The 20,599-nt window shown below is 74.2% G+C and carries 22 protein-coding genes; 11 read left to right on the top strand and 11 right to left on the bottom strand.

The window, feature by feature from the left end; genetic code table 11:
• Positions 1-72 precede the first annotated feature (72 nt).
• Positions 73-864, top strand: coding sequence for a GntR family transcriptional regulator (locus tag ACMCNO_RS15720; protein ID WP_412750179.1), 792 nt, complete (start codon positions 73-75; stop codon positions 862-864).
• 6 nt (positions 865-870) lie between these two features.
• On the opposite strand, the gene ACMCNO_RS15715 is transcribed toward ACMCNO_RS15720, so the two are convergent.
• Both ACMCNO_RS15715 and folE read right to left on the bottom strand, forming a co-directional pair.
• Entirely contained in the window at positions 871-2,094 is a 1,224-nt protein-coding gene (locus ACMCNO_RS15715; protein WP_412750178.1) for an NAD(P)/FAD-dependent oxidoreductase, read from the bottom strand.
• A gap of 62 nt (positions 2,095-2,156) precedes the next feature.
• Complete coding sequence (gene folE / locus ACMCNO_RS15710; protein ID WP_412750177.1) at positions 2,157-2,753, bottom strand: GTP cyclohydrolase I FolE; 597 nt, start codon at positions 2,751-2,753, stop codon at positions 2,157-2,159.
• Positions 2,754-2,890: 137 nt separating this feature from the next.
• Here folE and ACMCNO_RS15705 point away from each other — a divergent pair, with 137 nt between their 5' ends.
• Positions 2,891-3,559, top strand: a complete 669-nt coding sequence (locus ACMCNO_RS15705; protein WP_412750176.1) for a helix-turn-helix transcriptional regulator — start codon at positions 2,891-2,893, stop codon at positions 3,557-3,559.
• Here ACMCNO_RS15705 and mshC read toward each other — a convergent pair.
• The 5 genes from mshC to ACMCNO_RS15680 all read right to left on the bottom strand — a co-directional run bounded on the left by mshC (position 3,556) and on the right by ACMCNO_RS15680 (position 8,169).
• Positions 3,556-4,794, bottom strand: a complete 1,239-nt coding sequence (gene mshC, locus ACMCNO_RS15700) for a cysteine--1-D-myo-inosityl 2-amino-2-deoxy-alpha-D-glucopyranoside ligase (RefSeq protein WP_412750175.1) — start codon at positions 4,792-4,794, stop codon at positions 3,556-3,558. The two genes, ACMCNO_RS15705 and mshC, sit on opposite strands and share 4 nt — an antisense overlap.
• 62 nt (positions 4,795-4,856) lie before the next feature.
• Positions 4,857-5,675: an SCO1664 family protein gene (locus ACMCNO_RS15695; protein ID WP_412750174.1), complete on the bottom strand. Its 819-nt coding sequence runs from the start codon at positions 5,673-5,675 to the stop codon at positions 4,857-4,859.
• A complete protein-coding gene (locus ACMCNO_RS15690) occupies positions 5,672-6,250 on the bottom strand; it encodes a DUF3090 domain-containing protein (protein WP_412750173.1) in 579 nt (192 codons plus the stop codon). The genes ACMCNO_RS15695 and ACMCNO_RS15690 overlap by 4 nt, the downstream gene beginning before the upstream one ends.
• Positions 6,251-6,409: 159 nt before the next feature.
• A complete protein-coding gene (locus tag ACMCNO_RS15685; protein WP_412753712.1) occupies positions 6,410-7,120 on the bottom strand; it encodes a histidine phosphatase family protein in 711 nt (236 codons plus the stop codon).
• The gene (locus ACMCNO_RS15680) at positions 7,117-8,169 is read right to left on the bottom strand and encodes an LLM class F420-dependent oxidoreductase (RefSeq protein ID WP_412750172.1); all 1,053 of its coding nucleotides are present in this window, start codon (positions 8,167-8,169) and stop codon (positions 7,117-7,119) included. Before ACMCNO_RS15680 ends, ACMCNO_RS15685 begins: the two co-directional genes overlap by 4 nt.
• 153 nt (positions 8,170-8,322) lie before the next feature.
• Between ACMCNO_RS15680 and ACMCNO_RS15675 the strand changes: the two genes are divergently transcribed.
• Together ACMCNO_RS15675 and ACMCNO_RS15670 are read left to right on the top strand one after the other, a co-directional pair.
• Positions 8,323-9,324 (top strand): aldo/keto reductase, encoded by a 1,002-nt coding sequence (locus ACMCNO_RS15675; RefSeq protein WP_412750171.1) that lies wholly within the window; start codon positions 8,323-8,325, stop codon positions 9,322-9,324.
• Between the two features lie 5 nt (positions 9,325-9,329).
• Entirely contained in the window at positions 9,330-9,521 is a 192-nt protein-coding gene (locus tag ACMCNO_RS15670; protein WP_412750170.1) for a DUF5703 family protein, read from the top strand.
• Positions 9,522-9,551: 30 nt separating this feature from the next.
• On the opposite strand, the gene ACMCNO_RS15665 is transcribed toward ACMCNO_RS15670, so the two are convergent.
• A complete protein-coding gene (locus tag ACMCNO_RS15665) occupies positions 9,552-10,220 on the bottom strand; it encodes a hypothetical protein (RefSeq protein WP_412750169.1) in 669 nt (222 codons plus the stop codon).
• Positions 10,221-10,251: 31 nt separating this feature from the next.
• Entirely contained in the window at positions 10,252-11,559 is a 1,308-nt protein-coding gene (locus tag ACMCNO_RS15660; protein WP_412750168.1) for a M20/M25/M40 family metallo-hydrolase, read from the bottom strand.
• 286 nt (positions 11,560-11,845) lie between these two features.
• On the opposite strand from ACMCNO_RS15660, the gene ACMCNO_RS15655 reads away from it, so the two are divergent.
• The 6 genes from ACMCNO_RS15655 (at position 11,846) to ACMCNO_RS15630 (ending at position 17,866) form a co-directional block, all read left to right on the top strand.
• On the top strand, positions 11,846-12,823 hold the full coding sequence (locus ACMCNO_RS15655; RefSeq protein WP_412750167.1) for a LysR family transcriptional regulator: 978 nt from the start codon (positions 11,846-11,848) through the stop codon (positions 12,821-12,823).
• A 67-nt stretch (positions 12,824-12,890) separates the two neighbouring features.
• Positions 12,891-13,277 (top strand): hypothetical protein, encoded by a 387-nt coding sequence (locus tag ACMCNO_RS15650; RefSeq protein ID WP_412750166.1) that lies wholly within the window; start codon positions 12,891-12,893, stop codon positions 13,275-13,277.
• 111 nt (positions 13,278-13,388) lie between these two features.
• Entirely contained in the window at positions 13,389-13,649 is a 261-nt protein-coding gene (locus ACMCNO_RS15645; RefSeq protein ID WP_412750165.1) for a hypothetical protein, read from the top strand.
• A gap of 6 nt (positions 13,650-13,655) precedes the next feature.
• Positions 13,656-14,516 carry a hypothetical protein gene (locus tag ACMCNO_RS15640; RefSeq protein WP_412750164.1) on the top strand — a complete coding sequence of 287 codons (861 nt, stop codon included), beginning with the start codon at positions 13,656-13,658 and terminating at the stop codon, positions 14,514-14,516.
• Positions 14,509-17,157: an FtsK/SpoIIIE domain-containing protein gene (locus tag ACMCNO_RS15635; RefSeq protein WP_412750163.1), complete on the top strand. Its 2,649-nt coding sequence runs from the start codon at positions 14,509-14,511 to the stop codon at positions 17,155-17,157. Before ACMCNO_RS15640 ends, ACMCNO_RS15635 begins: the two co-directional genes overlap by 8 nt.
• 37 nt (positions 17,158-17,194) lie before the next feature.
• Positions 17,195-17,866, top strand: coding sequence for a hypothetical protein (locus tag ACMCNO_RS15630; RefSeq protein ID WP_412750162.1), 672 nt, complete (start codon positions 17,195-17,197; stop codon positions 17,864-17,866).
• A 6-nt stretch (positions 17,867-17,872) separates the two neighbouring features.
• Here ACMCNO_RS15630 and ACMCNO_RS15625 read toward each other — a convergent pair whose 3' ends face one another.
• The gene (locus ACMCNO_RS15625) at positions 17,873-19,186 is read right to left on the bottom strand and encodes a cupin domain-containing protein (RefSeq protein ID WP_412750161.1); all 1,314 of its coding nucleotides are present in this window, start codon (positions 19,184-19,186) and stop codon (positions 17,873-17,875) included.
• Entirely contained in the window at positions 19,173-19,433 is a 261-nt protein-coding gene (locus ACMCNO_RS15620) for a BatC protein (protein WP_412750160.1), read from the bottom strand. Before ACMCNO_RS15620 ends, ACMCNO_RS15625 begins: the two co-directional genes overlap by 14 nt.
• Before the next feature lie 107 nt (positions 19,434-19,540).
• Between ACMCNO_RS15620 and ACMCNO_RS15615 the strand changes: the two genes are divergently transcribed.
• On the top strand, positions 19,541-20,353 hold the full coding sequence (locus ACMCNO_RS15615; RefSeq protein WP_412750159.1) for a DUF72 domain-containing protein: 813 nt from the start codon (positions 19,541-19,543) through the stop codon (positions 20,351-20,353).
• Positions 20,354-20,599 lie beyond the last annotated feature (246 nt).

Below are 20,599 nucleotides of genomic sequence, written 5' to 3'. Positions count from 1 at the left end.
GTGTCGGCGGCGCGGGGCACCCTGCGTGGCGCATCCTAGGAACCTGGGTTCATTGCGAGCCGGAGGTGCGCCATGACGATCAACCCTGGTACCGCCGAGTTCCCGCACCGGCAGATCGCCGCCCAGCTGCGCGAGCGCATCCGGCGCGGCGACTGGCAGCCCGGCGAACGCCTGCCCTCCATCCCCGCCATGGCGGAGATGTTCGGGGTGGCCAAGCAGACCGTGCAGCGGACGGTCGACCAGCTGCGCGTCGAGGGCGTACTGATCACCAAGCCGGGGTCGGGCACCTACGTGCGCGGCACCCGGCGCCGCCTGAACCGCCTCTCCCGCGGCCGGTACGGCGCCCACCGCGGCTACCACGCCGACCTCGCCGCCCGGTACCGGCAGCAGCTGGCCGGGGTGGGCCGCGAGCCCGCCCCGCCCGAGGTGGCCGACGCGTTCGGGGTGCGCGACGGCACGGAGATGCTGGTCCGGCGGCACATCGTGCGCACCGACGACGCCCCGGTCGAGGTGGGCGCGTCCTGGTTCCGGGTCACCGACGCGAGCGGTACCTCGCTGGAACGCGTGGAGGCCTTCGGGCGGCCGCTGTACCAGGAGGCGGAGGAGGCGATCGGGCGCCGGTACGCCTCGGCCACGGACACGATCAGCGCCCGGCAGCCCAGCCGCGAGGAGGCGGAGATCCTGCAGATCCGCCCGGACACCCCGGTGCTGCATCTGCTGCACGTCGCGTTCGACGAGACGCGCAAGCCGATCGAGGTGGCCCAGGCGACCTGGCCGGGTCCGATGACCACGCTGACCGAGGAGTACCGCATCCCCGCGCCGAGCCCCGAGCCCGAACCGGGCCCGGGGCTCACCCTGGCGTGATCCCGCTCAGAGTTCCGCCAACGGGACGCCGGGGTCGGCGAGGCGGTCCGGATCGACCGGCTGCCCGGAACGGATCAGCCGCTGGATCTCCGGGACGACGTCCCAGACGTTGACGTTCATGCCGGCCAGCACCCGGCCGCCCGCGGTCCAGAACGCGATGAACTCGCGCCGGTCGAGATCACCGCGGATCACGACCCGTTCGGCGGCGCCGGGCGGGGCGTGCCCGGTGTATTCCATGCCCAGGTCGTACTGGTCGGTGAAGAAGTAGGGCAGCTCGTCGTGGCGGACCGGCCGGCCCAGCATGGCGCGGGCCGCCACGGGGCCGCCGTTGAGGGCGTTCGACCAGTGCTCGACGCGCAGGTGACGGCCGAGCAGCGGATGGTAGGCGTTCGCGACGTCACCGGCGGCGTGGATGTGCGGGTCCGTGGTGCGCAGGGACTCGTCGACCACGACACCGTTGTCGACCGTGAGCCCGGCCGCCTCGGCCAGCTCGGTGTTCGGCCGCGCGCCGACGGCGGCGACGACCAGGTCCGCGGGTAGCTCGGTGCCGTCGGTCAGCACCACCGTGGCGACCTTCCCGGCGCCGCGGATCTCACGGACGCCGGTGCCGAAGCGGAAGGTGACGCCGTTGCCTCGGTGCAGGTCGGCGAAGACGCGGGCCATCTCGTCGCCCAGGACACGCTGCAGCGGAAGGTCGGCCGTCTCCACGACGGTGACCGTGGCGCCGCGCTGCCGGGCGGCGGCGGCGACCTCCAGGCCGATCCATCCGGCCCCGACGATCACGACGCGGGCCGTTCCGGTCAGTGCGGCGGCGATCCGGGCGCTGTCGGCGCGGGTACGCAGCTGCCGGACCCCGTCGAGGTCCGCACCGGGGACGTCCAGGGGTCGCGGGCCGGCACCGGTGGCCAGCAGCAGCTTGTCGTAGCCGAGGTCCGCGCCGTCGGACAGGCGCAGCCGCCGGGCGGCGGGGTCGAGGCCGGTGGCCCGGACGCCGGTACGCAGCTCGACACCGTGCTCAGCGTACCAGCCGGCCTCGTGGACGAACACGCTGTCGGGCTCGGCGTCGCTGGTGAGCAGTCCCTTGGACAGTGGCGGGCGCTCGTAGGGACGCTCGGACTCCGCGCCGATCAGCACGATGCGGCCGTCGAATCCCTCCTCGCGCAGGGTCTCCGCGGCCTTCGCTCCGGCCAGTCCGGCACCGACGATCACGAATGTGCCGTCTGTGGTCATCACGGGTCTCCGATCTTCGTTGCGGCCGGCACCGGCCGCCGCGGGTGTTCACGCAGGCGCGCTCAGCGGGCGCCGACGCCGGCCAGGCTGAAGAACTCCGCGCGGGACCGGGCGTCGTCGCGCAGGGTGCCCAGCAGCGTGGAGGTGATGGTCGTGGCACCGACGGCCCGCACGCCCCGCAGCGTCATGCACAGGTGCTCGGCCTCGACGATCACCCCGACACCCCGGGGGTTCAGCTGCGTGGTGAGCCAGTCGGCGACCTGCTTGGTGAGCCGCTCCTGCACCTGCGGGCCGTGGGCGAACAGCTCCACCACGCGGGCCAGTTTGGACAGACCCAGGATGCGGTCGCCGGGCAGGTACCCCACGTGCGCGACGCCGACGAACGGCAGCAGGTGGTGCTCGCAGACCGACCGGATCGGGATGGCCCGGGCCAGCACCAGTTCGTCGTAGCCCTCGTCGTTGGCGAAGGTGGTCAGCTTGAACTCGCGCGGGGTCAGCAGGTCGGCGTACGCGCGGGCCATCCGGGCCGGGGTGTCGGCGAGCCCGTCGGCGTCGAGATCCACGCCGAGCGCGGCGAGGAACGCGGCCGCGGCGCGCACGGCGGCGGCTTCGTCGCGGCGTGGGCCCGCCCGGTGCACGGGCAGCGGGGTGACGCTCATGTCAGCCGCACGTGGTCTGGTCGGTGGGGCGTCATCCGAGCCTCCGCATTTTCGCTAATCGCCGTTGGTGTTAGCGATCATGCTGCAACGGCCCGCCGGGAATTTCAATAGCCCGCGTTGGTGATAATCTCCGGGTCATGAACACGGGTGATCGCTGGAGTGCGATGGCGGCGCTCGTCGACGTGTCCCGCCGGGCCCTGTACGACCACGTGCGCCGGGCCGGCCACCCCGTCACGCGGGAGGAGGCGGCCGAGGCGCTGGGCATCTCCCGCAACCTGACCGCGTTCCACCTCGACAAGCTCGTCGAGACCGGACTCCTGCGCGCCCGCTACGAGACGCCGCCCGACCGGCCACGCGGCCGCGGCCGGGCCCCGAAGGTCTACGAACCGGCGGACGGCGACGGCGTCGCGCTCACCGTCCCCGAACGGCGCTACGAACTGATCGCCGAGATCCTCGCGGACGCCGTCTCCGACGAGCCTGGCAACGCCGGGCAGGCGGCCCGCCGCAACGCCCGGCAGCGGGGGTACGAGCTGGGCACCCGGCTGGGCGACGGGCCGGACGACCTCGTGACCGTGCTCTGCGGGCTGGGCTTCGACCCCGAGCCGCTCGGCAATCGGGTCGTGCTGCGCAACTGCCCGTTCCACGCCCTGGCCACCCGGCAGACGGCCCTGGTGTGCGGCCTCAACCACGCTTTCGTCGCCGGACTGATCGAGGGGACCGGCCGCACGGACCTGACCGCCCGGCTGGAGCCCAGACCCGGCCACTGCTGCGTCGAACTCGACGACCAGCCAGGTGCGCAGCCCTAGAGGCGGATCCCCAGAAGCGCGTCGACGACGCGGGCCAGCAGGGCGGGCGCCTCCTGGTCGTCGCCGGTACCGGCGAGGGCGGCGTCCGCCCAGGCGTCCACCACGGCCAGCGCGGCGGGGGTGTCGAGGTCGTTGGCGAGCGCCTCACGTACCGCGGAGAGCAGGCCGGCCCCGGACGGCCCGGCGGGGGCCGCGGCGGCCTCGCGCCACCGGGCCAGGCGCTCCTGGCCGGCCTTGAGCACGTCGTCGGTCCACTGGCGGTCGCTGCGGTAGTGGTCGGCCAGCAGCGCCAGCCGCACCCCCATCGGGTCGATGCCGTCGCCGCGCAGCCGGGAGACGAACACGAGGTTGCCCTTGGACTTCGACATCTTCTCGCCGTGCAGGCCGATCATGCCGGCGTGCACGTAGTGCCGGGCGAACGGGGCCGCGCCGGTCAGCCGCTCGGCGTGCGCCGCGGAGCATTCGTGGTGCGGGTAGATCAGGTCGTTGCCGCCGCCCTGGACGTCGATCGTGGCGCCGAGCAGGCCCAGCGCGATCGTGGCGCACTCGATGTGCCAGCCGGGGCGGCCGGGGCCGAGGTCACCGCCGTCCCAGGCGGGTTCGCCGTCGCGGGCGCCGCGCCACAGCAGCGGGTCGAGCGGGTCGCGTTTGCCGGGGCGTTCCGGGTCGCCGCCGCGCTCGGCGGACAGCACCAGCATCTCCTCGCGGCTCAGATGCGACTCGTAGCCCCAGGCGGGGGCGGCCGAGATCGGGAAGTACACGTCGCCGGTGCCGTCGTCGAGCCGGTAGGCGGCCCCGGCGCCGAGCAGCTCCCGCACGTGCGCGGCGATGGCCGGGATGGACTCGACCGCGCCCACGTAGTGCTCCGGCGGGATGATCCGCAGCGCCTCCATGTCCTCGCGGAACAGCGCGGTCTCGCGCATGGCCAGCACCACCCAGTCCTCACCGTCGCGGTTGGCGCGTTCCAGCAGGGGGTCATCGATGTCCGTGACGTTCTGCACGTACGTGACGGGATGGCCGGCGTCGCGCCAGACGCGGTTGATCAGGTCGAAGGTGATCATGGTGGCGGCGTGCCCGAGGTGGGTCGCGTCGTACGGGGTGATCCCGCAGACGTACATCGTCGCGGTCAGGCCGGGGGTGGTGGGCAGCACCGACCGGCGGGCCGAGTCGTACAGCGCGGGCGGCGTCGCGGTTCCCGGCAGCGTCGGCACCTCGTGCCCCGTCCATGCGTCCATGGTCACCGAGCCTATCCAGCCGCACCGGTGCGGTTTGCACGGAGTGAGCTAGACCTCTGGCCCTAAACCGGGGGCCACGGGACGGCGGGCCAGTCGCGCGGTGGCTTGGGGAACCGGGCCGCCCGGGCCAGCCGCCGCGCCCGCAGCCGCACGTGCTGCACCTCCGTAGTGGTGAGGTGCTCCTCCAGGGCTTGTCCCAGCGGCCCGTCCAGGCGTTCCTGCAAGGCGGTGAGCACCTCCACGGCGTCGCCCGGCAACGCCTTGCCCGTCCACCCCCACAGCACCGTGCGCAGCTTGTTCTCGACGTGGAAGCAGACGCCGTGATCGACGGCGTAGATCCGGCCGTCGGGGCCGTACAGCACGTGGCCGCCCTTGCGGTCGGCGTTGTTGAGTACGGCGTCCAGCACCGCGAGGTGGGCCAGCCGCCCGTCGTCGGCGTGGGCGAGCGCGTACGCGTCACCGCCGGGGTCGCGGGCCGAGGCGATCGCGAACCAGCCCGCGGGCACGTCGTACGCCGGGACGAAGCCGATCAGGGTCTCGGCGTCGTCCGGCTCCTCGATCCACAGCTGGACCGCGCCGGGGCCGAGCGGGCCGTCGCGCAGGATCGTCGGCGGCACCAGGCCCCACCCGGTGGCCTGGGAGACCAGGTACGCCGAGACCTCCCGCCCGGCCAGTGTGCCGTCGGGGAAGTCCCACAGCGGGCGCTCGCCACGGACCGGCTTGTACACGCAGCGGGCGTGGACGCCGTCCAGGGTGATCTCGGCGCGCAGTGTCGTGTTGGACGCCTCGACGAGCCGTCCCTCCAGCTCGATCTCGCCACGCTGGAGCAGCTCCAGGGCGTCGTCTTCGGACAGCACGGCGGCCGGACCTGTGGTCGTCACCGGTGGTAGCCGTTGTGCCGGGGGCAGAGGTGACCGGCCGGGTCGAGGGGCTGGCCGCACAACGGGCAGGGCGGACGTCCTGCGGCCACCACCCGCCGGGCCCGGTCGATGAACTCCCGGGTCGCCTCCGGGGTCAGCCGCACCCGCAACCGGTCCAGGTCGTCGTCGGGTTCGTCGTCCTCATCGGCCGTGTCGTCGTCCTCGCCGGCCAGCTCCGTCTCGGCCTCGCCCTCCCCCGCCTCGATCGCCTCGATCACGACCGTGGTGCTGTCGACGTCGAAGGCCAGGCCGAGCGTGCCGACGCGGAACTCCTCGTCGACCGGGGTGTCCAGCGGTTCGTTGTCGTGTCCCGACGGAGTGCTCTCCGGCAACGCGATGCCGAACCGGCGGCTCGCCTCGGTGAGCAGCTCCTCCAGCTTCTCCGCCAGCAGCGAGACCTGCACCTTCTCCAGCGCGACGCTGATCACCCGGCCGCCACCGCGAGCCTGCAGGAAGAAGGTCCGATCGCCGGGCTCACCCACCGTCCCGGCGACGAACCGCTCCGGCGGCTCGAAGGCGTGCACCTGGTGGGTCATTCCGGGCTCCCCTCGGGCATACCCCGGCGGCCCTCGCTGCGCTCGGTCATACCGTCGACCCTAGTCGCCCGCGCGCACGGGTGCGCAGTGCACTTGGGCGGGTTCGCGGAGGGCGCAACCGGGCACACGCAGGCGTAACACGCCGATCACAAGGCGTGCTCAGACGCCCGCCCCGGCGCCGCCCCCGACGGCCGCGTCCGAGGATTCCGCCGGACGGGCCGCGCGACGGCGCTGGGCCGTCTTCGGGGGCACGAGCGACGCCAGGTCCGCGGTGTCGTTCAGCCGGACCAGGAACGGCCGGGTGGGTGTGTACCGGATCGCCGTGATCGACGCGGGATCGACCACGATCCGCTGGAACTGGTCCAGGTGCAGCCCCATGGCGTCGGCCACGATCGCCTTGATCACGTCGCCGTGGCTACAGGCCAGCCAGACCGCCTCGGGCCCGTGCTCCGCGGTCACCGCGGCATCCCACCGGCGCACCGCGGCCACCGCCCGGGCGGACATGTCGGCCATCGCCTCGCCGTTCGGGAAGACCACGGCGCTGGGATGGTGCTGGACGACCGGCCAGAGCGGGTCCTTGGCCAGCTTCTTCAGTGGCTGGCCCTCCCAGTCGCCGTACCCGCACTCGATCAGGCCGTCGTCGACGGCCGGGTCGGTGCCGGGCAGGGCCAGCTCGAGCGTCTGCCAGCAGCGGCGCAGCGGGCTGGTGACCACGGCGGCCAGCGACACGGCCCGCAGCCGCTCGCCGACGCGCTGCGCCTGGGCACGGCCGGTGTCGTCGAGCTCGACGGGCTGGCGCCCGGCCAGCCCGCCACTGGCGTTCGCGGCGGTGCGCCCGTGGCGCAGCAGCAGGACGGTCGCCACGGTCAGACAGCCACGCCGGAGGCTTCGTACGCCTCCGCCGCCACGCGCAGGGCCGCCACGGCGGTTTCCCGGTCCGGGGCGTGCAGCTCGATCGACAGGGTGCCCACACCGGCGGCCGCGTACTCGCGCATGCGCTCCGCGATCCGCGCGGGCGGGCCGATCAGCGAGACCCGTTCGATGAACTCCTGCGGCACCGCGGCCGCGGCGTCGCGGATCTGGCGGGCCAGGTACAGCTCCTGCACCTTCGCGGCCTCCTGCTCGTAGCCCATCCGCACCGCGAGCTGGTTGTAGAAGTTCTGGTCCCGGCTGCCCATCCCCCCGACGTACAGCGCGGCGTGCGGGCGGACCACGTCGGCCCCCGCGGCGATGTCGTCGCCGACCACCAGGGGGGCGGTGACGTTGACGTCGAAGCCGCTCAGCCCGGCCCCGCTCTTGGCCCGGCCCCGCTCGATGTGCTGCAGGTACTCCCCGGCGGCGTCCGGGGCGAAGAAGATCGCCAGCCAGCCGTCGGCGATCTCGCCGGTCAGTTCCAGGTTCTTCGGGCCCACGGCGGCCAGGTAGATCGGGATGGTGTCGCGCGGCGGGTGGAAGCCGAGCCGCAGCGCCTTGCCCGCGCCGTCGGGCAGGGGCAACTGGTAGTGCTGCCCGGCGTACGCGACCGGCTTGCGGGCCAGGGCCAGCCGGACGATGTCGACGTACTCCCGGGTGCGGCCCAGCGGCTTGGCGAACCGGACGCCGTGCCAGCCCTCGGAGACCTGCGGCCCGGAGACGCCCAGGCCCAGCCGGAACCGCCCGCCCGAGACGGTGTCGATCGTGGCCGCGGTCATCGCGGTCATCGCGGGGCTGCGCGCCGGGATCTGCATCACGGCCGCGCCGACGTCGATCTGCCGGGTCTGCCCGGCGATCCAGGCGAGCATGCTCGGCGCGTCCGAGCCGTACGCCTCCGCCGCCCACACCACCGAGAACCCCAGCCGGTCCGCCTCCTGGGCCAGGGCGAGGTGGTCCGCGGGGGTCGTCCACGAGGTCTGGTAGCCGAGGCTGAGTCCGAGCCGCACGGGTCCTCCCGAGAGTCGCGGGAGCCGCCTTGCTCCCGTCAGGAAGCCTACGCAACCACGCTCGGTGATCTTCGCGGTGTTCCGTCGCCTTCCCGACGCGGTTGACCTGCCACAAGGATTTCGCGGATGACCGGCTGTGAATAAGGTTCACCCATGCAGCAACGACCGCTCGGCCGTAGCGGGCTGGCGGTCTCCCGGCTCGCGCTCGGCACCATGACCTGGGGACGCGACACCGATCCGGACGACGCGGCCGCGCAACTGAAGTTCTACCTCGACGCGGGCGGCACCCTGCTGGACACCGCCGACGTGTACGGCGACGGCGACGCCGAGGCGGTCATCGGCTCCCTGCTGGACCAGCTCGTGCCGCGCGACGAGATCCTCATCGCGACGAAGGCGGGACTGGCCCGGGGGCCGTACCGGCGGCGCGACGGCTCCCGTGGGCATCTGCTGCGCGCCCTGGACGCGTCGCTGCGGCGGCTGGGCACCGACTATGTGGACCTGTGGCAGGTGCACGGGTACGACCCGCAGACCCCGCTGGAGGAGACCCTGTCGGCCCTGGATCACGCGGTGGACTCGGGCCGGGTCCGCTACGTCGGGGTGTCCAACTTCGCCGCGTGGCAGACCACCCGGGCGGCCACCTGGCAGGCCGCGTACCCGGGGCGGGCGCCCGTGGTGGCCGCCCAGATGGAGTACTCGCTGCTGGAGCGCGGCATCGAACGGGAGCTGCTGCCCGCCGCGGCGGCGCTGGGCATCGGCGTGCTGCCCTGGTCGCCGCTCGGGCGCGGGGTGCTCACCGGCAAGTACCGCAACGGGCGCCCGGCGGATTCGCGGGCCGCCTCGGAGCATCTGGCGCCGTTCGTGCAGACCTACCTGGAGCCGCGCAGCTCCAGCATCGTGGAGGCGGTGGTGATCGCGGCGGGCGGGCTCGGCGTGTCGCCGCTGGAGGTGGCGCTGGCCTGGGTGCGGGACCGGCCCGGGGTGGTGGCGCCGATTCTGGGCGCGCGCACCGCGGGGCAGTTGCAGGGCGCGCTGGCCAGCGACCAGCTCACCCTGCCCGCCGAGATCGCGTCGGCGCTGGACGACGTGTCCGCCATTTCCGTGGGCTACCCGGAGCGCGAGGGTACTGGCAAAGGACCGCAGGCTGGCGCATATTAGGTCACATGGACTACGAATATGCGCCGCTGCGGTTGCCGTCGAATGTCGATCGATTGACCGCTGCGGCGCAGCTGGCCATCCGGGCGGAGTTCTCAGGCTGGGAGCTGGCCCGGGTCCAGCTGTTCCCGGACGGGACCCGGCGGGTGATGTTGCGCCGCCTGGTGCAGGGCCCCGCCCAGCCAGGTCTGTCGTACTGAATCCAAGCCCGGCCGGGCGGCCCGCACCGGTCAGTGCTGGTGGTCGTGCTCCTCGTCCTCGTCGGGCAGGAACGGGTGCTCGTCGAGGCGGCCGACCAGCAGGTCACCCGCCTCCGGGGTGAACGGCCCGGTGCCGTCGGCGTCGTCGTACGCCTCCAGGTCGAGTGGCTTGGCCACCTCGCTCACGGTCAGCAGACCGTCGAGCGGCTCCAGCTCGGGCACGTCGAGCGAGGCCAGCGAACCGTCGCCGGCCTGCAGCAGCTCGAGGACGGCCTCCCCCACACTCTCCACGCTGCCCGCGTCCTCGTCGGCGGGCACGGCCTCGCGGCGGGCGACCTCGGCGATCCGCAGCAGGGCGGCGACGCTGGGCACCCGGTAGTCGCGCCGCTGGCGCACCGAGATCACCTGCGGGTACGGGTCACTGGCGCCGGTGCCGCCGAGCCCGTCCACGCCGAGCCCGAAGCGCCGGTCCGCCTCGTCGGGGTCGATCGACTCGACATCCCACGGGGTGACCTCGCCGAACGTGTCGAGCAGCTGTTCGTCGTACGCATAAGAGGTGTTGTTGAGGGTGACGTACGCCTGCCACACCTCGTCGTCATCGACTCGGCCCTCGGCGGCCTTGACCGCCGCGAGATGGGCCCGGGCGGCGTCGAAGACCCGTTCCAGGGCCTTGTCCAGCTCCGCATACTGGTCGGACATGGTGACGGCGTCCCTTCGGAAATATATGAACTCAGCTGGTCTGCAGAAGTCGGTCGAGCACGCGCACGCCGAACTGTAGTCCTTCCACCGGCACCCGCTCGTCGACGCCATGGAACAGCGCGGAGAAGTTGAGGTCGGCGGGAAGGCGCAGCGGGGCGAAGCCGAAGCAGCGGATGCCCAGCGTGTGGAACGCCTTCGCGTCTGTGCCCCCGGAGAGCATGTACGGCACCGCCCGCGCGCCCGGATCCTCGGCCCGCAACGCCGCGGCCATGGCGTCGACGAGCGCGCCGTCGAAGCCGGTCTCGACCGCGCCCTGCTGCGAGATGTGCTCGATCTCGATGTCCGGCCCGATGACCTCGCGCAGCTGTTCCAGGAACGCCTCGGCCTGCCCGGGCAGGGTGCGGCAGTCGATCGTGGCGGACGCCCGGCCCGGGATGACGTTGTCCTTGTAGCCCGCGTCCAGGCGGGTCGGGTTGGCGGTGTTGCGCAGGGTGGCGCCGATCAGGTTGGCGATCGGGCCCAGTTTGGCGATGGCCACCTCCGGCTCGGCCGGGTCCAGCTCGATGCCGAACGCGTCGGACACCTGCTCCAGGAACGCCGCGACCGTGGGGGTGACGACCATCGGGAAGCGGTGCCGCCCGACCCGGGCGACTGCCTCGGCGAGCGCGGTGACCGCGTTGTCGTCGTGCACGAACGAGCCGTGCCCGGGGCGGCCACGGGCGTGCAGGCGCAGCCAGTCGAGGCCCTTCTCCGCGGTCTCGACGAGATACAGGCGCAGGTCGTCGTTGACCGTGTAGGAGAAGCCGCCGACCTCGCCGATCGCCTCGGTGCAGCCGGTGAACAGATCGGCGTGCTCGCGGACCAGCCACTGGGAGCCGTATTCCATGCCGGCTTCCTCGTCGGCGGTGAAGCACAGCACGATGTCGCGCGGCGGCGTCACGCCGGTACGGCGCCACTGGCGGACCACCGCGAGCATCATCGCGTCGAAGTCCTTCATGTCGATCGCGCCGCGTCCCCACAGGTAGCCGTCGCGTTCGGCGCCGGAGAACGGGTGGACGGACCACTCGCTGGCGTCCGCGGGAACGACGTCGAGGTGGCCGTGCAGCAGCAGGGCGCCGCGCGAGCGATCTGCGCCGGGGATGCGGGCCACCAGGTTGGCCCGGCGGGGGGCCGATTCGAAGAGTTCCGAGGCGATGCCGACCTCGTCGAGGCGCTCGGCCACGTACTCGGCGGCGGTGCGCTCGCCCACGGTGGTGCGGGGATCACCGGTGTTGGTGGTGTCGATCCGGAGCAGGTCGCGACAGATCTCCACGACCTCGTCGGCGGCGGTGGCGTCCATGGGCCCTTCTTACCAGGCGGCAATCGTCTGCCCGTTCGGCGGTGGGCGCAGCGGGCGGACGTCGACACGGTCGTCGATGCCGCCCGGGGTATCCGCACGATATGTAAACAACGTACAAAGTAGACGTTGATCTTACTGAATGTTTCCGACCCTGCACGTACGGTGCTGATCTTGCGCACTAGTTATTCGGATCTGTCCATTTGCTTAACCCGTTTGTCATATGTAGCGGATCTATCACTGTCCAAAGGTCTTCCCGTCGATCCCATGAACGTCCTACCGTCACGCTATGAACCTGGAGCTGCGGCATCTCAAGGTGGTCTGCGCCATCGCCGAGACAGGCAGCGTCACGAAGGCCGCGTCGCTGCTGGGGCTCGCCCAACCGGCCCTGACCGCCCAACTGCAACGCATCGAACGGACCCTCGGCGGTCCACTGTTCGAACGCGACCGACGCGGTGCCCGCGCCACCGCCCTCGGCGAGCTGGTGCTGTCCCGGGCCCGCGTCCTGCTGCCCGCGATGAAAGGGCTACAGGACGAGGCCGCCCGGCTCGCCGGGGCCGGCACCGACCAGGGCATGAGCCGGTACCGGATCGGCACCATCGGCGGGCCGGTCATCGGCGGCCTCGTCCACCGGCTCTCCGAGGCCCAGCCCGACGCCCAGATCTCCACCCAGGCGTCGTACTACGTCGACGAACTGGCCAACATGGTCGTCGCCGGGAAGCTGGACTACGCGCAGGTCGGCGTGTGCGGCGACGCGATGCCGTCCGCGGACTACGGCCTGATGTGGCAGACCATCGCGGTGGACGCGGTCTGCATCCTGCTGCCCGAAGGCCACCCCCAGGCCGCGGGCGACGACATCGACCTGGCCGAGCTCGCCGAGGAACAGTGGGCGGCCGGCACCGGCGACGGCTGCATGGCCGACTGCTTCGCGGCCGCGTGCGCCCGGGCCGGTTTCACCCCCCGCCGGGTCCTGGAGACCGACGTGCGCGGCGTGGTGGACATGGTGGAGATGGGCCTGGCCATCGGCATCTGCCAGCCCACCTTCCGGCCGCCCACCGGGCTCACCCACCGGCCGCTGGCCGGGTCCCCGCTGCGCTGGCGGCAGGTGCTCGGGTGGCACCCGGACAGCCCTGCGGCCGCCGTCGCCCCCCGGCTGATCGGCATGGCCGTGGAGGCGTACCAGGAGGCGGTGGCCCGCAACCCGCGGTACGTCAAGTGGCTCGTCGACTATCCCGCGCTCGGCAACCACCAGCTGGCGGCGGCATAGCCCGGCCGCGCCGGGTTGTGGGCGCGGCCGACCGCGCCGGCGCCGCCGCGCGTGCGAGGCTGGCGACATGCCCGAACCGCTGCTGATCGTCGACGGGGCCAACGTGGTGGGCTCCGTGCCGGACGGGTGGTGGCGCGACCGGGCCGCCGCGGCGGTCCGGCTGCGCGAGCGGCTGGCGCCGCTGGCCGCCGCCGGACTGCCCGACCTTCCGGCCCCCGTCGAGGTCGTCCTGGTGGTGGAGGGCAAGGCCCGCGACATCCCGGCCGCCAGCACGGTACGGGTGGAGCGCGCCCCCGGCTCCGGCGACGACACCATCGTGGACCTGGTCGGCGCCGCCCGTCCCGGCCGCCGGGTGGTCGTGGTGACCGCGGACCGCGAACTGCGCGCCCGCGTCAGCGCCCTCGGCGCCGAAACCCGCGGCCCCTCCACCCTGCCCCGGCCGCAGCCGCGCTGAACCGCGCTCGCCGCCTGATGGGCGGAATCGGACGTGCGGGCATGAGCACCCCATCGGGGACGACTATCCTGGGCGGCGGCGTACCCCCACACCCCCCAGGAGGCTGCCGCCGTGGCCAGCGTCGCCGAGCTCAGAGCGGCCGTCGATGCCGCCCTGCAACAGGTCACCGAGGGGCAGGCGGCGATCCAGGCGGCACGGGAGAAACTCGGCGAGGCCCAGCAGAGCCTCGCGGGCGCCCTCGACGGCAGCGCCAACGAGGCGGTCGGCGCCGCGCACGCCGCCCTGTCGCAGGCCGACCAGCAGCTGGAGGAGTGCCTCTCGGCCACCCTGGTCGCGGTCGAGCAGGCCCAGACCTACACCGCCACGCTGTAGCCCGCGATGTCCGTCCTGCAGGAACTCGGTGCGCAGATCCGCGCCGCCGGTGACGAGCTGCCCACCGGCCTCGTCGACGTGGCGCTGGCCCGGCTGCGCGCCGCCACCGAACTGCTGAACTGGGTCCGGCAGACCTCCGTGGACCCGCTCGGGGTGCCGCAGCTGGGCAACGCGACCGAGCACGCCGAGCACGCCGCCGCCGCGCTGCGGGTCGCCCAGGAAGCCCTGGCCACGTACCTGGGGGCGCTCGGGCTTGCGGGCGACGCCGCCCGGCCGGACTCCGGGTGGCGGGCCGGGCTCACCGAGGTCGCCCCGCCACCGGCACCCCGCGCGGGCCCCCCACCGTCGCAACGGCTCGGCCCGTGGTGGCAGCAGCGGGTCGCGGAACTGACCGGGCAGGCGCCGCAGCGCGACACCACCCCCGCCGCGACCGACGCCGCCGAACTGCTGCGCCGGGTGGCCGCCGGGGTGCGCAGCGGCGACCGGGCCCGGCTGGGCCACGACCTGCACGCAGTGAACGCCTCCTCGGGCCTGGCACTGTCCGCGGTGACCCCACCCGTCCTGCACCGCCTCGCGGGCGACCTCCTCGGCCACGAACCCCGGCCCGCCGACCTCGACCGGCTGCGCAACGCGGCCACCGGGCCGGTCCGCAGCCTGTTGCCCGGTGTCGCGCCCGCCGTGCTGGACACCCTGCTCGCCCGGGTCTGCCGCGCCCCCGCCCCGGACCCCGACCAGCCGCATCCGGCCGACACCGCGGTCGCCTCGGGCGTGCTGACCGGCGTGCTCCTCGCCCGGCTCGGCCGCGACCCGGCAGCCCTGCTGCCCTCGGCCCCGGAACCGCTGCGCCCCCGCGACACCGATGCCTGAGTCCACCACCCAGCAGGTGCTCGACGTACGGGCCGGGCTGGCGCACGCGCTCGGCGCCGCACAGTCCGCTGTGGACGCGGCCCGCCACCGCCACCTCGCCGCGGTCGAACGCCGCAACCGGGTCGCCGCCGCGGCCGAGGCGCAGAAGATCCGGCTGGCCGTCGAACGCGACACCCGGCTGCGCGACATCGACCACCAGCACCACGACGACCTCGCCGCGCTGGCCGGGGCCGCCGCCGACGCGGGCCGCCGCGGCGCGCCGGGAGCCGCGGGCACGCCCTGGGCGAGCTGGGCGCCCACTCCGGCCGTCGGCGCCAGCGAGCTGCGCGTCGGCCGCCTGCTGCTGCCGTACGAGGGGGAGGTGCCCGCGCTCGTGCCGCTGCTCGACCGCGGTCACGTGGTGGTGCGCGGCGACGCCGCGGCCAGCGACGAGGTGGTGGCGGGCCTGCTGCTGCGCGCGCTCGGCACGACCGGGCCCGGAACGGTACGCCTCACCGGCTACGACCCGGAGCAGCTGGGCGGCGGGCTGGCCGGATTCGCCGGGCTCGCCGCGGCCGGGGTGCTCACGTTCGCCGGGCCGGGCGCGCTGGGCGCGCTGCTCGACGAGCTGGTCGACCACGTCCGGCGGATCAACGAGACCGTGCTGGCCGGGGAACACCCGTCGCTGGGTGCGCTGGCCGCCGCCACCGGGCGCCGGCCCGAGCCGTGGCGGGTCGCGGTGCTGCTGGGCGGCGGGCGCGGCGACGAACTGTCGCGCAAGGAACGCGGGCAGCTCGACCGGCTGCTGCGTACGGGAGCGGCCTGCGGGGTGCACCTGGTGCTGCGCGGCATCGGTGTGGATGAGCCACCCGCCGGGGTCGAGGTGATCGACGCCGCCCGGGGCCGGGCGGCCCGCCTGTCCGGCTGTGGCGAGCTGCCCGTACGCCTGGACGAGGGTCCGCCCGCGGCGCTGGTCACCGCCACCAGCCGGCGGATCGCCGAACAGGTCGCGGCGGGACCGCGTCCGGTGGCCCTGGACACCCTGCTGCCGGACCAGGACTGGCGCGAGCACTCGGCGACCGGCCTGAGCGCCCCGCTCGGCGACGGTCCACACGGGAACCCGGTCATCGTGACGCTCAGCGACTACCCGCCGCACGCGCTGATCGCGGGGCCGTCCGGCACCGGCAAAACCAACCTGATCTACGCCTGGATCGGGGCCCTCGCGGCCCGGTACTCCCCCGCCGAACTGGCCTTCTACCTGCTCGACTTCAAGGAGGGGGTGTCCTTCGCCCGGTTCGCGCCCGGCCGGCGCGACCCGAGCTGGCTACCCCACGTACGTCTGGTCGGGGTCAACGTCAACACCGACCGTGAGTTCGGGCTGGCGCTGCTGCGCTTCCTCGGCGCGGAGCTGCGCCGACGCGCCGACGCCGCCAAACGCCACGAGGTCACCAACCTGGCCGAGCTGCGCGCCGAGGACCCCGACGGGCACTGGCCGCGGATCGTGGCCGTGGTCGACGAGTTCCAGGTGCTGCTGGCCGGGCGCGACGCGCTGGCCGCCGAGGCCGTGGACCTGCTGGAGGACCTGGCCCGGCGCGGCCGCTCCCAGGGCATCCACCTCATCCTGGCCAGCCAGGACGTCTCCGGCATCGAGGCACTGTGGGGACGGCCCGCACTGGTCGCGCAGTTCTCGCTGCGCATCGCGCTGCCCCGGGCCCGCCGCATCCTGGCCGAGACCAACCCGGCCGCCGACGCGCTGCCCCGCTTCCACGCCGTGGTCAACGCGGACTCCGGTGCGCTCGAGGCGAACCGCGTGGTGCGGGTGCCCGCCGCCGGCGACCGGGACCAGTGGAGCGCGCTACAGCACCGGCTGTGGCGGCGCCGGCCCCCCGAACTGAGCGCGCCGCGCCTGTTCGACGGCGACGTGGTGCCGCGGCTCGCGGACAGCCCCGACTTCGCCCGCCTCGCCCCGGACCCGGCCGGGCCCGCCCCGGTGGTGCTGCTCGGCGAGACGATCGACGTGGCCGCCCACTCCGCCCGGACCGTGCTGCGCCGGGCACCCGGCCGCAACCTCGCCGTGCTCGGCACCCGGGTGGACGAAGCGTGCGCGGTGCTGGGGACCGCCGCCCGGGCGCTGGCCGCCCAGTATCCGCCCGGCGCGGCCCGCTTCTCCGTGGCCTGCCTGGACTCCGACGCGGCCGCCGCGGTCGACGCGCTGCGCCCCCACCTGCCCGAGGACACCGGCTGGTACGGCCCGGACAGCGTGGGCTGGCTCCTCGACGACGCCGCCGAGGCCGCCGACGCCGACGCCACCGCCGCGGGACGGCCCCACTTCCTATTCCTGTACGCGGTGGACGCGGCGCCCGGCGGGGTCCGCACGGCGGAGCTGCTGCGCCGGATCCTGCGCCAGGGCCCGGAACGGCGCATCCACGTCCTCGGCTGGTGGCGTGGCGCGGCCATGCTCCGCGAGACCCTCGGCGGGCAGGGGTCGCGCACCGACGCCATCGGGGCCTGGGTCGCGCTGGACGTGCACGGCAGCGAACTGGCCCCGTACTACCCGGGCGCGGGCGCGCCGGTGTGGTACCCGCGGCCGTGGCGGGCGCTGCATTTCGACCGCTCGGTGCACCGCGGCGCCGAGGTGATCATCCCGTACGGTGCCCCGTGAACGGGTGCACCAGGCGCATCCGAAGGACGGGCACCGCGTGAATGGCGACGATTACCGGGCGGTGCTGCGGCGGCTGACCACTCTCGACGCCGCGGCGGCCGCGCACCGCGCCGAGGCGGTGGCCTGGCACGACGCCCGGGTCGCGGCGGCCGACGAGGCGGTGCGCGCCGCGGACGACTCCGTACGCGAGGCGGCGGGGGCGGTCCGCGCGGCGCAGCGGGCGCGGGAGGAGGCCGATGCCCGGGCGGCCGGGTTGTGGTCGGACTTCGTCCACCGGGTCGGCCCGGCCGCCGAGCGGTTCGGCCGTACCGTGCCTCAGCCCACCGTGCCCCGGCAGCGCGGCGAACTGACCGCCGACGACTATCTGCAGCAGGTCGCGGCGAAGGTCGCGTACACGCCGCCGCCGCGGCCGCTGACCGGGGCCACGACCACGGTGTTCGCGATGTTCGGGTGCGTCGGCGGACTGCTGGGCGTGGCGGCCCACCAGCTGCTGCGCTGGGCCGGCACCACGGCGGGCGGCGACTGGGCGGCGGCGCTGCCGGTGGTGGCGCTGATCGCGCTGGTGCTCGGCCCCGTGGTCGCGGTGTTCGCGGCGAAGCGGGTGGCGGACCGCCGGGGCGCGGAACTGAACGCCGCGGCGATCACCACCGTGCTGCTCACCGGGCTGGCCACGGCCGGCCTGATCGTCGCGATCCTCGGCGGCGGCTAGCTCCACTCAGGCCGGGACGGCCAGGCCCTCCCGCAGCAGACGCCGGGCCAGCACCAACCGGTCCCCGTCGTCGTCGAGGCCGGGCAGGTCACCGACCCGCACCGGCACGCCGCTGAGCGCGGACCGCACGGCAGCCGCACAGTACGCCGGGAACCGCACGACGCGGTCGACGAGCTGGAGCACGACCCGCTCACCGCCGTCGCCGGACAGCCGCCAGCGCAACCCGGCCCGCCCGGCGATCCGGTCGTCGGCGCCGAGCCGCTCGGCGAAGTCGAGCTGCGCCAGCGGGCCGATCGGGGCCGGACGTGCCGCGGGCCAGGCACGGGACCGCAGCCGCTCGGCGAGCGCGGCCGGCTCGGCGCTGCCCAGCCAGTCCCGCAGCGCCTCCACGGTCTCGGTCAGCTCCGGCTCGACCGCGTCGGGATCGGTCACGTCCGTACCGAACGGCAGACCGGCCCGGAGCCGGCGGTCCCCCGCGGCCAGGGCCAGCAGCTCCTCGACGATCGCGTACCGGGTCAGCGCCCGTACCCCCACGGTCAGGTGCAGGCTGCGGCCGTCCTGGGCGGCGGCGGAATGGAGCCAGCCCCGCGGCAGGTACAGCGCGTCGCCGGGGTGGAGCACCGTGTCCAGCGCGGCGGGTCCCTCGGCGGTGGCCGCCACCTCGTCGGCGCGGCCACCCCACGGCTGGCGTTCCAGCGGATCGGGCAGGACCGGCTCGTGCACCCGCCACCGCTTGGTGCCCTCGACCTGCAGGACGAACACGTCGTGGGTGTCGTAGTGGGTGGCGAAGCCCTGGTGGCCGGGCGGCGTGAGATACGCGTTGACCTGCACCGGCTGGCGGAGCTCCACACCGAGGCGGTCGGCGAAGTCGATCAGTGGGGGCCAGATCCGGTGCAGCCCCTGGAGTACGAGCGTGGCACCGCCCGCGTACAGTCGCAGCACCTTGTCGTCGTGCACCTGGTCGCCGATCTCCGCGCCCGCGCCCGCGCCGCCGGTGAACCTGCCCGCGGGCAGCACCGTGCCCTGATCCGCGACCCGCAGGAACGGCGTCCGCAGGCCGCGGCGGCTGAGCAGCTCATCCACCGCGGCCGGCGACAACAGCTCAGCGAACCCGTACTGCCCGGCCAGCTCCCCGGCCCGCGACAGCAGCGGCGACCGCCCCCAGTAGGCGGCCGCGAACTTCGCCGTCTCGACCGCGACGCACCGCTGGAGCACCGAGGGAGCGGTCCCGCCCGACGCCATCCGGCCCGTGTCCATCGTCATCCGCACCCCGCGCACGTATCCGTCGTCATCGCGCGCCGGCCCGTCAGGACGCGCCACCGTCGGCGCCGCCATCGGTTCCCGCCGGGTTGGCCCCGCCGTCGGCCGGCCCTTCGCCACCGGCGCCACCGTCCGCGCCGCCGTCGTTGCCCGCCGGGTTCGCGCCGCCGTCGGCCGGTCCTTCCCCGCCCCGAGCCGCGCTGCCGTCGGCGCCGCCGTCGTTGCCCGCCGGGTTCGCGCCGCCGTCCGCCACTCCCTCGCCGTCCGCGGCACCGGCGCTCGTGATGTCGTCGTCGCTGAGTCGCATGAAATCTCCTTCAAGGTTGCCCGGCTTCCAGTCACCGGGTCGTCGGGCCTTCGATCTACCCACCATCGGCGCGTCTAACCCGGCGCACGGCTTTCAGCCTGGCCGCGGTGGGTATCCACCACGACGTGCTGCAGATCGGAACCTCAGGCTTCCAGTACCGGGACTGGCGGCCGCCGCGCGACGGCGACGCGACCGGGTATCTGTACCCGGCGGGCCTGCCGCAGCGCCTCTGGCTGGAGCATTACGCCCGGCAGTTCGGCACGGTGGAGATCAACAACGCGTTCTACCGGTTGCCGGAGCGCGCCACGTTCCAGCAGTGGCGCGAGCGGACCCCGGCCGACTTCGTCGTGGCGGTGAAGATGAGCCGCTACCTGACGCACATCCGGCGGCTGCGGGAGCCGGCCGAGCCGGTGGCCCGGTTCCTGAGCCGCGCCGATGCGCTGGGCGACAAGCTCGGCCCGGTGCTGCTGCAACTGCCGCCGAACCTGCGGGCCGACCCGGCCGCCCTCGACGAGACGCTGGGGCGGTTCCCCGCGCACGTGCGCGTCGCGGTCGAGCCGCGGCACGAGTCGTGGTTCACCCCCGAGATCCGCGACCTGCTCACCCGGCACGGTGCCGCCCTGTGCTGGGCCGACCGCAACGGCCGCCCGGTCACTCCGCTGTGGGTGACCGCCGGCTTCGGCTACCTGCGGCTGCACGAGGGCCGGGCCGATCCCCGGCCGCGGTATGGGCGGGCGGCCCTGGCGAGCTGGCTGGACCGGATCGCGCAGCGGCTGGGCGGGCTGCCCACGTACGTCTATTTCAACAACGACCCGGGCGGGGCCGCCGTGATCGACGCGGCTGCCCTGGCCAGGCAGGCCGCGCGCCGGGGCCTCGAGGTCACCCGCACCCCGCAGATCAGCCCCCGACCGAGTCGGTAGGGCGGGGTGGCGTCGAGGTCAGCCTCACGTGGACGCGGCCTGCCCGGGGTCGCGAATGAGGCATGGACCAGCCGAACGGATTCGTCCGCTCGCACGCACCTTGCCGGACGTCGGCGCGTGCTGGCGGCCATCGCGGTGGATCGGGGCGCCGATCATCCGGATTGGCGTCTGATGGCTATGCCGGTCGCGACGCAGCGACCACAGTGGGCGGGCGGCCGGTCCTGGGCTGGGGACCGGCCGCCCTTC

This window comes from Krasilnikovia sp. M28-CT-15 (assembly GCF_047159595.1).
Classification (GTDB): Bacteria; Actinomycetota; Actinomycetes; order Mycobacteriales; family Micromonosporaceae; genus Actinoplanes.
This window is presented reverse-complemented; position numbering and strand designations above follow the sequence as displayed.

What these genes read in the sequence shown, in the direction of transcription:
- ACMCNO_RS15720 (WP_412750179.1), top strand. Translation starts at nt 73, where the DNA reads ATGACGATCAACCCTGGTACCGCCGAGTTCCCGCACCGGCAGATCGCC.
- ACMCNO_RS15715 (WP_412750178.1), bottom strand. Translation starts at nt 2,094, where the DNA reads ATGACCACAGACGGCACATTCGTGATCGTCGGTGCCGGACTGGCCGGA.
- folE (WP_412750177.1), bottom strand. Translation starts at nt 2,753, where the DNA reads ATGAGCGTCACCCCGCTGCCCGTGCACCGGGCGGGCCCACGCCGCGAC.
- ACMCNO_RS15705 (WP_412750176.1), top strand. Translation starts at nt 2,891, where the DNA reads ATGAACACGGGTGATCGCTGGAGTGCGATGGCGGCGCTCGTCGACGTG.
- mshC (WP_412750175.1), bottom strand. Translation starts at nt 4,794, where the DNA reads ATGGACGCATGGACGGGGCACGAGGTGCCGACGCTGCCGGGAACCGCG.
- ACMCNO_RS15690 (WP_412750173.1), bottom strand. Translation starts at nt 6,250, where the DNA reads ATGACCCACCAGGTGCACGCCTTCGAGCCGCCGGAGCGGTTCGTCGCC.
- ACMCNO_RS15675 (WP_412750171.1), top strand. Translation starts at nt 8,323, where the DNA reads ATGCAGCAACGACCGCTCGGCCGTAGCGGGCTGGCGGTCTCCCGGCTC.
- ACMCNO_RS15670 (WP_412750170.1), top strand. Translation starts at nt 9,330, where the DNA reads ATGGACTACGAATATGCGCCGCTGCGGTTGCCGTCGAATGTCGATCGA.
- ACMCNO_RS15665 (WP_412750169.1), bottom strand. Translation starts at nt 10,220, where the DNA reads ATGTCCGACCAGTATGCGGAGCTGGACAAGGCCCTGGAACGGGTCTTC.
- ACMCNO_RS15660 (WP_412750168.1), bottom strand. Translation starts at nt 11,559, where the DNA reads ATGGACGCCACCGCCGCCGACGAGGTCGTGGAGATCTGTCGCGACCTG.
- ACMCNO_RS15655 (WP_412750167.1), top strand. Translation starts at nt 11,846, where the DNA reads ATGAACCTGGAGCTGCGGCATCTCAAGGTGGTCTGCGCCATCGCCGAG.
- ACMCNO_RS15650 (WP_412750166.1), top strand. Translation starts at nt 12,891, where the DNA reads ATGCCCGAACCGCTGCTGATCGTCGACGGGGCCAACGTGGTGGGCTCC.
- ACMCNO_RS15640 (WP_412750164.1), top strand. Translation starts at nt 13,656, where the DNA reads ATGTCCGTCCTGCAGGAACTCGGTGCGCAGATCCGCGCCGCCGGTGAC.
- ACMCNO_RS15635 (WP_412750163.1), top strand. Translation starts at nt 14,509, where the DNA reads ATGCCTGAGTCCACCACCCAGCAGGTGCTCGACGTACGGGCCGGGCTG.
- ACMCNO_RS15620 (WP_412750160.1), bottom strand. Translation starts at nt 19,433, where the DNA reads ATGCGACTCAGCGACGACGACATCACGAGCGCCGGTGCCGCGGACGGC.